Origin of the sequence: Humibacillus xanthopallidus (assembly GCF_006717145.1) — a bacterium.
In the GTDB taxonomy this organism is placed as follows: Bacteria; Actinomycetota; Actinomycetes; order Actinomycetales; family Dermatophilaceae; genus Humibacillus; species Humibacillus xanthopallidus.
In genome coordinates this window covers 1,635,478-1,647,974 of the sequence record NZ_VFQF01000001.1, presented here as the reverse complement: position 1 = coordinate 1,647,974, position 12,497 = coordinate 1,635,478, and the positions used below count along the sequence as shown (strand labels likewise).

Below are 12,497 nucleotides of genomic sequence, written 5' to 3'. Positions count from 1 at the left end.
CATGGCCATGCCGAGCCCCGGCTACTCGATCACCGTCCGTGTTGAGCTGCCGGCCGGTGCCACCGCCACGGCCGCGCTCACGACCGCCGTCGCCTCGGCCGGCGGGGCTCTGACGGCGCTCGACGTCGCGGAGAGCCGTACGGACCGCCTCGTCGTCGACGTCACGTGCGACACGAGGGACGAGGCGCACGGCGAGGGCATCACCGAGGCGATCGCGAACATCCCCGGCGCGGTCGTGCGCAAGGTCAGCGACCAGACCTTCCTGCTCCACCTCGGCGGCAAGATCGAGGTGAACCCCAAGGTGCCGCTGAAGCACCGCGACGACCTGTCGCGGGCCTACACGCCCGGGGTCGCCCGCATCTGCCTCGCCATCGCCAAGCACCCCGAGGACGCGCGACGCCTCACCATCAAGCGCAACACCGTCGCCGTGCTGACGGACGGGTCGGCAGTGCTGGGGCTCGGCAACATCGGCCCCTTGGCGGCGCTGCCGGTGATGGAGGGCAAGGCCGCCCTGTTCAAGCAGTTCGGCGGGGTGGACGCCTGGCCGGTGTGCCTCGACACCCAGGACACCGACGAGATCGTCGAGATCGCGCGGGCCATCGCTCCGGTCTACGGAGGCATCAACCTCGAGGACATCTCTGCCCCAAGGTGTTTCGAGATCGAGTCGCGTCTGCGCGAGATGCTCGACATCCCCGTCTTCCATGACGACCAGCACGGCACCGCCATCGTCGTGCTCGCAGCCCTGGCCAATGCCCTGCGGGTCGTCGGCAAGTCGATCGAGGACGTGCGGATCGTCGTGTCCGGTGTGGGGGCGGCGGGGCATGCGATCATCCGGCTGCTCCTCACCCAGGGCGCTCGCGACATCATCGGCTGCGGCCGTGACGGCGCGGTCCACAACGGCCACGAGGGCATGGAGCCCTTCCGGCAGTGGATCGCCGACCACACCAACGCTCGTCACGAGGCCGGCTCGCTCAAGGCGGTGCTCGCCGGCGCGGACGTCTTCATCGGCGTCTCCGCCCCTGACCTCCTCACCGGCGACGACATCGCGACGATGGCACCGAACGCCATCGTGTTCGCCATGGCCAACCCGGTTCCCGAGGTCGACCCCATCGCGGCGAGCGAGCACGCCACCGTCGTCGCCACCGGGCGCTCCGACTACCCGAACCAGATCAACAACGTGCTCGTCTTCCCGGGCTTCTTCCGCGGGCTGCTCGATGCGGGCGTCTCCGACATCACCGACGCGATGATGGTCGCCGCTGCCACCGCCATCGCCGACTGCGTCGAGCCGGACGAGCTCAACCCGAGCTACATCATCCCCAGTGTCTTCGACGCGTCGGTCGCCCCCGCGGTGGCCGCTGCCGTCCACGCCGCGGCAAACGCGTCGTAGGGTCGAGACCATGCAGACACGCCAGCTCGGTCGCACCGGTCGTCAGGTCTCCATCGTCGGGTTGGGCTGCTGGCAGCTCGGTGGCGACTGGGGCGACGTCGGCGACTCGGACGCCATGGCGGTGCTGCACGCCGCCGTCGACGCTGGCGTGACCTTCCTCGACACGGCAGACGTCTACGGCGACGGCCGCTCCGAGGCCCTCGTCGGGCGGCTGCTCGCAGAGCGGCCCGACGCCGGGCTCACCGTCGCCACCAAGATGGGTCGCCGTGCCGATCCGCATGTGCCGGAGTCGTTCACGCTCGACGCCTTCCGGGGCTGGACCGACCGCAGCCGGCGCAACCTCGGGGTGGAGCGGCTCGACCTCGTGCAGCTGCACTGTCCTCCGACGCCGGTCTATTCCGACGACCGGGTCTACGACGCTCTCGACACGCTGGTCGACGAGGGTGCCATCGCGGCATACGGCGTCTCGGTGGAGACCTGCGACGAGGCGCTGACGGCGATCGCCCGCCCCCACGTGGCCACGGTCCAGATCATCCTCAATGCGTTCCGTCGCAAGCCGCTCGAGCGCGTGCTGCCGGCAGCCGAGGCCGCGGGCGTCGGTGTCATCGCGCGAGTGCCGCTGGCGAGCGGCCTGCTGTCAGGCAAGTACGACGAGACCACGACCTTCGCGGCGAGCGACCACCGCACCTACAACCGGGGCGGTCAGGCCTTCGACGTGGGAGAGACGTTCGCCGGGGTGCCCTTCGAGGTGGGGGTGCAGGCGGCGCGCCGGGTGAGCGAGCTCGCGGCTCCGCTGCCCGCTGCGCAGGTGGCGTTGCGCTGGATCCTCGACCAGCCGGGCGTCAGCACGGTCATCCCCGGCGCGCGCAACGAGCGCCAGGTGCGCGGGAACGTCGCCGCCGCAGCGCTTGAACCACTACCTGACGAGGTGCTCGACGGCCTTCGTGCGATCTACGACGACGACATCCGCCGGCACGTCCACGACCGGTGGTGACGGGCGGTCACGCGCTCAGGCCGCACGCCGCCCGCGACTGCCGGCCTGCACCACTGCTGACGGCTGGATGACCTCGTCACTCTCGACCCGCGCGCCGTCCCAGATGTGGGCGTCGGAGCCGATCTTGACGCGCGACCCGATCTTGGCGCCTCGTCCGACCACCGCGCCGGGGCCGACATGTGCACCGCTACCGATGACCGCGCCCTCGTGGACGATGGCCCCACCGTCGATCCACGCACCGGAACCGATGCGCGCGTAGGCGCCGACGATCGCTCCACGGTCGACGTACGCCGACGGACCGACGTGGGCCGTCTTGGCGACGCGGGCGCGTGACTCGACGAAACCGCCGCCGTCGTCATGGCGGCTGTAACGCAGCGCAATGCCGTTGTCGGCCTCGAACTCCTCGTACTTCCTCTGCCTCACGATGCCCCCTTCAGGCCGGTGGTGGACCAAAGGGGTCCACAATCCTCACACGCCGTGAACGAGCAAGCGTGCGCGAAGATTCCGGGGCCGCGGGCAGCTTCGCGGGGCAGTTTCGAACGGCCATCGACCGGCTGGTTCCGGCCGTGCCAGCCGCCCACCACGCTTGGCGCGGGCCACGCCGCTTCCGTATGCCGTCCGCCACCTCTCGGTCACGCCGCGCACACCCGCTCGGGCTCAGAAGGGCGGCGGATCGTCCGCGAGCGGGACCACGACCGCCGGCTTCTTCGACTGCCCCCGCACACCGTCGAGCCAGTCCTTGGGCCGGGTCTCGTAGGTGCGTCCGGCCTGGGTGCGCCACCGGACGATGCCCTCGGAGTCGCGCCCCACGCGCCAGTGCCCTTGGGTGTGCGCGTTGTGGTGCTGTCGATGCTTGCTCGTGAGGTTGCCGACGTCGGTCGGACCGAGAGGCCACGGGATGTCGTGGTCGAGGTCGCAGCGCGCGGCGGGAACGGTGCAGCCCGGGGCCCGGCACGTGCCGTCCACGGCTTCGACGTGGGCGCGCATCGCGGCGGTCGGCCGGTAGGAGGTCGTCTCGAGCCGCACTGCGGCCCCCGTCTCGGTATCGACGGCCAGCCGGTGCCACGTCGACCCGGAATTGAGGATGATCTCGCGGGCGTGGTCGGCGACCACCCAGCCATGTCCCAGGATCTCACAGGGAGCATCAGTGACGCCGACCGCCGTCGTGAAGGGCACGACGATGCAGACCCTGGCTGCGGGACGCTGACCGAGCCGGGTGAACCAGTCCTCGAGGACCCGAGGCTGATCGAATCGGCCTGCAGGGCGACTCTCCCGTGCAGCTGCCCCGCCTGCTTCCTCGGGTCCGACACGTCCCTCGGGTCCGACACGTCCCTCAGGCTCGACACGTCCCTCAGGCTCGACAGGCCCCTCAGGCTCGACAGGCCCCTCAGGCTCGACAGGCCCCTCAGCCGCGGCCGGTGCCGTCTGGGTAGCGCCACCTCGACCGCTCGGATCGCCACTGCGTGAAGGACCGTCATTCGTGTCGGACCCGGCCCGCGGTGCACTTGCGTCTGTCTCCGGCCGCGGCATCGACGCGTCGTCGCGCGCGGGCAGGTCGGCGGTGCTCGGCCACCCGAACATGAGGATGTCGGTGATGACGTCGGCCCGCAGGCTGTCGAGGTTGCGGGAGTCGCCACCGGTTCGGGCGGCCCGTGCGATGGCGTCGACCCGCTCCATCGCAGCAATGATCTTGTCTGCATCGTTGATGACGTGGAGCGCGCCCAGACCATCCGGCTCGATGACGGCGAAGGCGCCGCGGCGCCGCCGTCGTGCCTCTCGACGGCGCTCGCCGGCCGCCCGGTCGGCGGCGAGGCACGCCCGGCTGAGCCGCTGCCGGAAGAGCGACGGCGACGGGGGAGCGCCGTCCTTGGGGCGCAGCACCGATTCGACGATCTCGAGCCCCACATCGTCGGGCAGGGTGCGCGTCTCAGCGTGGATCGTGCAGGCCCGGTGCAGGCTGAGCCGGCCGGACTGCAGTCGCGACCGCAGCTCGGCCGCAGTTGCGGTGCGGCAGGTCGCGAGGCCCAGCCGAGCCTGGATGTCGTGGCTGCCCAGCCCGGTCGAGGTGGTCACCTCCATCACCGTGAGCTCGGCCGGGTCGAGCCACCCCGGTGCCGCGGGACGACCGAGGTTGGCGTTGTCGGGGTTGCGGAGCAGCTCGCTCGACTCGATGTCGCACTGGAGCCGCGCGAGAGCCTCGAGACCCACGGCGTCGAGCACGGCCTTGCACCGCTCGACCGCCTCGACCACCCGGAGGTCGGCATCGGTCTGCTGCTCGGCATCGGTCGAGCGCCCAGTGACGACATCGTCGGAGACCGCTTCGACCAGCTCGGCGACGAGCATCGGTAGCCGTCGACCGATGACGTGCTCTGCCACTCCGGAGCGCACGGCACGCTCGGCCGTGGACAGATCCTGCTGGTGCATGGCGACGCGAGAGGAGTCGCGGAGTCGATAGAGGTCGACGAGGTCCTTGACCTCGAGCACGGCGTCGGAGACTCCACGGCAACTCAGCTCGTCACCCGGCATCGCCCTGTCCTGCCGCCGCGCTGTGGGCACCGACACGCTGCCACCCCCGTTGATAGTCCGTGCCTCCATTCGAACAGATGTTCTGCATATCTGCTTAAGTGAAGTCGCATATAGGCGCCTTGCCGGGATTGAGGAGTCCGTGGAGCGGGTGCGGGTCGGTGGCCACGGCCTGCTCGAGCAGTCGGTAGAAGAGCAGCCCGCGGGACTTGGCGTTGCGCCGGTTGAAGCGGAACGTGTACTCGTCGAGGTAGTACGGCAGCTGGTGGACCTCGACCCGGTAGTGCAGGGTGCCGATGAGCCACCGTTTGAGCAGCGAGGCGACCAGGTGGACGCCGGGCAGGACGCTGGCCTTGTCTACGGCGTTGTAGCCGGTCGTGTACTCGTGGGTGTAGCCGAGCGTGCCGAGCCGGCGCAGGTGCTGGGCGCCGTCGGTGCGGATCGTCGATCCGGGCTCGATGACCTTGGTGCCCCAGTCGACCAACGCGCCGGTGTTCGGTCGCGGCGCGACCGCGAGCCGGACCCGGCCGAGTCGGCGAATGTCGTTGTGCTCCACGGCAATCATCACAGCCATCTTGTCGCCGTAGCCGCCGGCACTGCCCGGGGTGACGCCGCCGACCATGATCTCGTCGAGCTCGACGATGCCCGAGAGCCTGTCCCGTTCCGGGCGCACCATCGCCCGGCGCAGCTTGTGCATCCAGGCCCACGCCGTCTCGTAGGAACCGAACCCGAGGACCCGCTGCAGCCCGAGCGCGGACATCCCGTTCTTCTGCGAGGTCAGGAACCAGATCGCCGCGAACCACGTGGACAACGGCGTCCGGGTCCGGTGGAAGATCGTGCCCGCTGTGACCGACGTGCGCCGCTCGCACTGCTTGCACATCCACAACCCTTGGCCGGTCTTCCACGCCTCCCCGTGACCACAGGCCGGGCAGACGAACCCGTCCGGCCACCGCAGCCGGGACAGATAGTCCAGGCAGGCCCCGGTGTCCGGGAACCACGCCAGCAGCTGCTGGTACGTCGCCGGATAGTCAACGCCCCGAACGGGATTCCCCACCACGGACATATCGTACTTCACTTAAGCAGATATGCAGAACAGATGTGCTAATCCCAGTCAAGACCTGTGGAGTCTGAATGTGTATATGTAGCAGTGCAGTTCGCATCAGTTCTCCACAGGCGCGGCAGCCTGGGGACAACTCGGTGGGCAGATCCGCGTTGGGGACGACGATGTTCTGCATGACCTTCGAGGACCTGCCACCGGACGTGAAGAAGATTCCCCTCACCGACCGCCGCGTCGCAGCCGACGTCATCGATCTCATCATCGGTGACGAGGCCCGGGCCGACGGTTGTGTAGGGCTCATGGTGTGCGACGAGGAGCACCGCGGCATCCTGCCCATCGTCCTGTCGGACGTTCCGCACGACGCCGACCTCCGAGCGTTGGCCGCGCTGCTCGACATGATCCTGCCGCTCGTCGTCGCCCGGAGTGGGTCGCTCCTCATGGGCCGCGGACGACCGGGAGGAGGTGTGCCGACGGATGCCGACCGTGCGTGGCACCAGCAGTCCATCGACGCCTGCCGCGCCCACGGCGTCCGGCTGCTCGGATTCCACGTCGCGACACGTGATGGCGTCACGGCGCTCCCTCAGCCGCTGGCGGCGGCTCCCTGACCGACGACAGTTCGCGGGTGCTTGGACCGACGACAGTTCGCGGGGTTCTTGGCCACTCGCGGGCTTGGTGCACAGGCAGCGCTCAGGAAGCACACGGCATACCGCGGCTAGCGTGGCTGGGTACGTGCAGCACGTCTTCATCCCCACCCCGACCCAGGAGGGTTCATGCGCATCGCCGTCACCGGCGGCACCGGCAAGCTCGGTCGCCACGTCGTCCGCCGTCTGACCGACAGCGGCCACACCGTCGTCAACCTCGACCGTGAGGGGGAGCGGGCCGACGGTTTCATGCGCGTCGACCTGACCGACTACGGCCAGGTGATCGACGCGCTGAGCGGTGCCCGGGACGGCGACCAGCCGGCCACCGTCGATGCGCTCGTGCATCTAGCGGCCATCCCGGCCCCAGGTCTGTCACCCGACATCGAGACGTTCCGCAACAACATCGTCACGACGTTCGGCGTCTTCCACGCCGCGATCCGCCTCGGTATCCGCAACATCGTCTACGCGTCGTCCGAGACCGTGCTCGGGCTGCCGTTCGACACGCCCCCGCCCTACGTCCCCGTCGACGAGGAGTATGCCGCGCGGCCCGAGTCGGTCTACTCCCTCGTCAAGCACCTCGAGGAGCAGCTGGCGATCGAGCTGTGCCGATGGCACCCCGACCTCAAGATCATCGGGCTGCGCTTCTCCAACGTCATGGACGTCGAGGACTACACGGCCTTCCCGTTCGACGCGGATGCCCGGGAGCGCAAGTGGAACCTGTGGGCCTACATCGACGGACGCGACGGCGCCCAGGCCGTCGAGAGGGCGCTGGCCTTCGACGCCCCGGGCTTCGACCGCTTCATCATCGCCTCACCCGACTCGGTGATGACTCGATCGAACTCCGAGCTGCTCGACGAGGTCTTCCCGGACGTCGAGCGCAGAGGCGACATCGGCGACCACACGACGCTGCTCGCGATCGACAAGGCGCGGCGAGTGCTCGGCTACTCGCCCGAGTTCTCCTGGCGCGACAAGCCGACGATCAACGCCTGACCGGGGGCTAGCAGAGGAGTCCGAGAGAGCACTCAGCCGTCGGCGAGCTGGCGACCTCGCTCCAGCTCGTCGGCGCGCTTCTGCTCCTCCTTGTCGATCTTGGTCGTGTCGCGAGGCGGCAGCTGGATCGACTCCTCAGCCGGCATGCCGGCCTGGAGCTCGCGCGCCCGCTCCAGCTCCGCGTCGAGCTCGGCGCCGAAGAGCATGGCGAGGTTGGTGATCCACAGCCAGAGGAGGAAGACGACGACGCCCGCGAGGGTGCCGTAGGTCTTGTTGTAGTTGGAGAAGTTGGCGACGTAGACGCCGAAGATCGCAGACGCCACGACCCAGGTGACGATGGCCACGAGGGCTCCGACGCTGATCCAGCGGAACCTCGGCTGCTTCACGTTGGGCGCGGCGTAGTAGAGCAGCGCGACGATGAGCGCCACGGCGATCACCATCACCGGCCACTTGACGATGCCCCACACCGTCACCGCCATGCTGCCGAGACCGATGGCGTCGCCGACCGCCTGGGCGACCGGCCCGCTCACGACCAGAGCAAGCGCCACGGCGGCGGCGAGCACGACGGCCACCAGGGTGAGGAGCAGCATGAGGGGGCGCAGCTTCCAGAACGGCCGCCCCTCGGGGATCTCGTAGACGCGGTTCATCGCCCTGCCGAACGACGACACGTAGCCGGACGCCGACCACAGGGCCGTCAGGAGGCCGAGCACAAAGGCGAGGCCGGCCCCGGACGAGTTGCTCAGCGACTGGAGGATCGGCTCGACCGTCTTCGCGACGCTGCCGGCGCCCACCTGCTCGAGCACGGAGGTGATCGTGGCAACCGTCTGGGAGGACTGCCCGACGAGGCCGACGACCGAGAGCAGCGCGATCGCGGCGGGAAAGATCGCGAGAACGGAGTAGTAGACCAGCGCTGCGGCGAGGTCGGTGCACTGGTCCTTGGAGAACTCTCGGACCGTCCGACGTGCGACATAGCGCCACGAGTCTCGTCGGAGATCGCGCAACGAGTCGGGCTTGGCGCCGTCCTCCGGGTCTCGCCGCCCCCGAACGTCCTGAGGGTCTTGAACGTCCTGAGGGTCCTGAGCGTCCTGGTGGGCCGCGGTGCGGGTCTGCTCGTCCATGGGGCCGGAGTACCCGTTGTCAGCCCGGGGGAACCACCCGACTCGTCACGGCGCCGGGCCGATGACCGCTCCGAGAGTCACGAAGGAGTAGCCCCGAGCACGCAGCTCGGCGATGACGCGCGGCAGGGCGTCGGCGTCGAGTGTGGAGTGGTCGGTCGGGTGGGCGCCCACGTGCATGAGCACGATCTGGCCCGGCACGAGCGCGGAGACCACGCGACCGACGACCGACGACACGGACTGGCCGCCCGAGGTGCCCTTCCAGCCCAGCGTGTCAACCGTCCACCGGAACGGCACGTAGCACTCGCCGTTGACGATGCCGATGGTCCGGGCGTCGACAGCGCCGAGCGGGAAGCGGAACCACGGCCGCGGATCCTGCCCGGTGACGGCCTTGATGCGGGCGGCGGCCGAGCGCACCTCGGTGCGGACCGCCGCTGACGACATCGTCGTGAGGTCGGGGTGGTGGTAGCTGTGGTTGCCCACGGGGTGGCTCGCCGCAATGGCCCTGGCGCTCGCCGGGAAGTCGTCGACGAACTCCCCGGTGAGGAAGAAGGACCCGGGCACGCCCTGCGTGGCGAGCGTGCGCAGGATCGAAGCGACACCTTGGTTGTCGCCGCCGCCGTCGAAGGTCAGGGCCACGACCTTGCGCGTCGTGCCGAGCGTCGTGAGGTCCCGTCCGAGCAGCCGTGACGGGATGGAGCACGTCGTCGGAGCAGTCGTGGGCGTCGAGGGGGTGACCCGGGGGCTGGACGTGGGGCTGGTCGCAGGACGCGTGGACGTCGTCGTCGCCGGTCTCGTGCCCGACGGCGTCACGAGCGGTCTCGTGGTCGTGCCGGAGGTGCTGCCCGGACCTGCTGTCGGAGTCGTCGCCCGGGTCGTGGCCGGAACCGTGCTCGTGGGGATCGGCGTCGACGACGTGACGGAGCCTGTTGCCGAGGTCAGCGACGGGGTCGCCTGGGGCTCGGCGCCCTGGCAGGCGGCGAGCATCAGGGCGATGACGACGCCCGCTGCGCCGATGCAGCCCACGCGGGCGCGACCCACACCGGCACAGCGCGGCGGTCCGACCAGACGTCCTCGGCGACCCGTGACCCCTCCTGACTCCATGGAACACCCCGCATGGCCAACCGGTGGCAGATTGTGCACGACGAGACAGCCGGTCAGAGCGGTGTCAGCCACGCGGCATACGGTGGGTGGCATGGACTTCCGATACCTCGGCAACAGCGGACTCAAGATCTCCGAGATCACCTACGGCAACTGGCTCACCCACGGCTCACAGGTCGAGAACGACGTCGCCACCCAGTGCGTGCAGGCCGCGCTCGACGCCGGCATCAGCACCTTCGACACGGCCGACGTCTACGCGAACACCAAGGCCGAGACCGTCCTCGGCGAGGCCCTCAAGGGCGAGCGGCGCGAGAGCCTCGAGATCTTCACCAAGGTCTACTGGCCCACCGGCCCGGGCGGCAAGAACGACACCGGCCTGTCGCGCAAGCACATCATGGAGTCGATCAACGGCTCGCTCCAGCGCCTCCAGACCGACTACGTCGACCTCTACCAGGCCCACCGCTACGACACCGAGACGCCGCTCGAGGAGACGATGCAGGCCTTTGCCGACATCGTCCGCCAGGGCAAGGCGCTCTACATCGGCGTCAGCGAGTGGACCGCGGAGCAGATCCGCGAGGGGGTCAAGCTCTCCAAGGACCTCGGCTTCCAGCTCATCTCGAGCCAGCCGCAGTACTCCATGCTGTGGCGCGTCATCGAGGGCGAGGTCGTGCCGACCTGCGAGGAGCTCGGCGTCAGCCAGATCGTGTGGAGCCCCATCGCGCAGGGTGTGCTGACCGGCAAGTACCTGCCCGGGCAGCAGCCGCCCGAGGGCTCGCGCGCCGCGGATGACAAGGGCGGCGCCGACATGATCAAGCGCTTCATGAACGACGACGTGCTGACCCGCGTGCAGAACCTCAAGCCGATCGCCGACGAGGCCGGTCTGACCATGGCCCAGCTCGCCGTCGCCTGGGTCCTGCAGAACCCCAACGTCGCCGCCGCGCTCGTCGGGGCTTCGCGGCCCGAGCAGGTCGCCGAGAACGTCAAGGCGGCCGGCGTGAAGCTCGAGCCCGAGCTGATGACCCGCATCGACGACGTGCTCGGCGACATCGTCGAGAAGGACCCCGGCAAGACGAAGGAGACCGCGCCCCAGCAGCGCGTCGCCTGACTTCGCACGACACCGACGGGGGCCGTATGCCGTGCGGCCCCCGTCGTCTCTTGCGCTCCCCGCGTGACCCGGAGGAGCGTGCCTCCCATGGACGTCGACCTGCAGCAGCTCCTCACCAGCGCGGCCGAGGTGGGTGCGAAGCACCGCGACACGGTCGGGCGCCGTCCGGTGCAGCCGGCTCCTGACCGCGACGCCCTGGCCTCGGCCTTCGGCGTAGGCGCCGAGCTCCAACCAGGACCGACCCGGCCAGACGAGGTGGTTCGGCAGCTCGTCGAGGCGGCACTACCCGGGCTCATGGGCACGGTGGGGCCGCGCTTCTTCGGCTTCGTCATCGGCGGGTCCTCACCCGCTGCCACGGCGGCCGACATCCTCGCCACCGGGTGGGACCAGTGCGCCTACAACGAGGTGCTCTCGCCCGCTGCCGCGGCGGCCGAGCGCGCCGCCGGTGGCTGGGCCAAGCAGCTGCTGGGCCTCCCGGCCGACGCGTCCGTCGGCTTCGTCACCGGCGCCCAAGCCGCCAACACCGTCGGCCTCGCCGTGGGCCGCCACCGCGTCCTCGCCGATGCCGGCTGGGACGTCGAGCGTGACGGCCTCTTCGGAGCGCCGCGGGTCGCGATCGTCGCGAGCGAGGAGCGCCACGCCACGATCGACCGAGCGGCGCGGCTGCTCGGCCTCGGCACCTCGGCGATCCACCCGGTCCCGGCGACGAGCCAGGGGGCCGTCGACGTCGAGGCCCTCGGCCGCACCCTCGAGACCCTTGCCGGGGAGCCGGTCATCGTGTGCCTGCAGGCGGGCAACGTCAACACCGGCGCGTGCGACGACCTGCGCCGCGCCGTCCCGCTGGCCCACCGCTCGGGCGCCTGGGTGCACGTCGACGGCGCCTTCGGCCTCTGGGCGGCCGCCAGCCCTCATACCGCTCACCTGCTCGACGGGGTCGAGGCCGCCGACTCCTGGGGCACCGACGCCCACAAGTGGCTCAACGTCCCCTACGACAGCGGCCTCGCCTTCTGCGCCGACGCCGCGCTGCACGCCGCCACGATGTCGTATGCCGCGTCCTACCTCACCGGGTCGGGTGCGGGCTCCGACTTCGTGCTCGGTGATCTCACCCCCGAGTCCTCTCGTCGGGCGAGGGGATTCGCGGTCTGGGCGGCGCTGCGTGAGCTGGGCCGAGACGGCGTCGCCGATCTCGTGGACCGGTCGTGCGCCCTCACACGCCGGATGGCGGAACGGCTCGAGGCCGGCGGCGCGACCATCCACAACGAGGTCGTGCTCAACCAGCTCCTCGTGAGCGTCGGCGACACCACCGACACCGACGCCGTCATCGACGCGGTGCAGCGCGACGGCACGTGCTGGGTCGGAGGCACGACGTGGCACGGACTGCGCCTCATCCGGGTCTCGGTGTCCAACGCGACGACCACCGAGGACGACATCGACCGCTCGGCCGTCGCCATCCTCCGAGCCGCCGAGGTGGTGGGCGCCGACGCCGGCCACGGCACCGGCGCCCACCACGGCACCGGCACCCGCCGTGGCGGGGACGTGACCCGAAGCGTGAGGGGTGGGTAGGAAGCAGGAGGAAGCGAACGG

General features: G+C 70.1%; 11 protein-coding genes. 6 read left to right on the top strand and 5 right to left on the bottom strand.

Translation table 11 applies throughout. The features are described from left to right. Position 1: 1 nt before the first annotated feature. A complete protein-coding gene (locus FHX52_RS07320) occupies positions 2 to 1,387 on the top strand; it encodes an NAD-dependent malic enzyme (RefSeq protein WP_141821227.1) in 1,386 nt (461 codons plus the stop codon). Between the two features lie 10 nt (positions 1,388 to 1,397). Next, a complete protein-coding gene (locus tag FHX52_RS07315) occupies positions 1,398 to 2,381 on the top strand; it encodes an aldo/keto reductase (RefSeq protein WP_141821225.1) in 984 nt (327 codons plus the stop codon). Positions 2,382 to 2,396: 15 nt separating this feature from the next. Here the strand turns inward: FHX52_RS07315 and FHX52_RS07310 are convergent, their stop codons facing one another. The 3 genes from FHX52_RS07310 to FHX52_RS07295 form a co-directional block, all read right to left on the bottom strand. After that, positions 2,397 to 2,804, bottom strand: coding sequence for a transferase (locus tag FHX52_RS07310; RefSeq protein ID WP_185747110.1), 408 nt, complete (start codon positions 2,802 to 2,804; stop codon positions 2,397 to 2,399). A 234-nt stretch (positions 2,805 to 3,038) separates the two neighbouring features. Further along, positions 3,039 to 4,943, bottom strand: coding sequence for a hypothetical protein (locus FHX52_RS23775; RefSeq protein WP_185747109.1), 1,905 nt, complete (start codon positions 4,941 to 4,943; stop codon positions 3,039 to 3,041). Between the two features lie 58 nt (positions 4,944 to 5,001). Next, positions 5,002 to 5,967, bottom strand: a complete 966-nt coding sequence (locus FHX52_RS07295; protein ID WP_185747108.1) for an IS1595 family transposase — start codon at positions 5,965 to 5,967, stop codon at positions 5,002 to 5,004. A 170-nt stretch (positions 5,968 to 6,137) separates the two neighbouring features. Between FHX52_RS07295 and FHX52_RS07290 the strand changes: the two genes are divergently transcribed. Then, positions 6,138 to 6,566, top strand: coding sequence for a hypothetical protein (locus tag FHX52_RS07290; protein WP_141821218.1), 429 nt, complete (start codon positions 6,138 to 6,140; stop codon positions 6,564 to 6,566). A 165-nt stretch (positions 6,567 to 6,731) separates the two neighbouring features. Further along, the gene (locus FHX52_RS07285) at positions 6,732 to 7,592 is read left to right on the top strand and encodes an NAD-dependent epimerase/dehydratase family protein (protein WP_141821216.1); all 861 of its coding nucleotides are present in this window, start codon (positions 6,732 to 6,734) and stop codon (positions 7,590 to 7,592) included. Between the two features lie 32 nt (positions 7,593 to 7,624). Here FHX52_RS07285 and FHX52_RS07280 read toward each other — a convergent pair whose 3' ends face one another. Next, positions 7,625 to 8,710 (bottom strand): YihY/virulence factor BrkB family protein, encoded by a 1,086-nt coding sequence (locus FHX52_RS07280; protein WP_221630516.1) that lies wholly within the window; start codon positions 8,708 to 8,710, stop codon positions 7,625 to 7,627. Positions 8,711 to 8,755: 45 nt separating this feature from the next. Next, entirely contained in the window at positions 8,756 to 9,748 is a 993-nt protein-coding gene (locus FHX52_RS07275) for a polysaccharide deacetylase family protein (protein ID WP_246069655.1), read from the bottom strand. Positions 9,749 to 9,902: 154 nt separating this feature from the next. Here FHX52_RS07275 and FHX52_RS07270 point away from each other — a divergent pair, with 154 nt between their 5' ends. Together FHX52_RS07270 and FHX52_RS07265 are read left to right on the top strand one after the other, a co-directional pair. Then, positions 9,903 to 10,913, top strand: coding sequence for an aldo/keto reductase family protein (locus tag FHX52_RS07270; protein ID WP_141821214.1), 1,011 nt, complete (start codon positions 9,903 to 9,905; stop codon positions 10,911 to 10,913). A gap of 87 nt (positions 10,914 to 11,000) precedes the next feature. Further along, positions 11,001 to 12,476 carry a pyridoxal phosphate-dependent decarboxylase family protein gene (locus tag FHX52_RS07265; protein ID WP_141821212.1) on the top strand — a complete coding sequence of 492 codons (1,476 nt, stop codon included), beginning with the start codon at positions 11,001 to 11,003 and terminating at the stop codon, positions 12,474 to 12,476. The last annotated feature ends 21 nt before the right edge of the window (positions 12,477 to 12,497 follow it).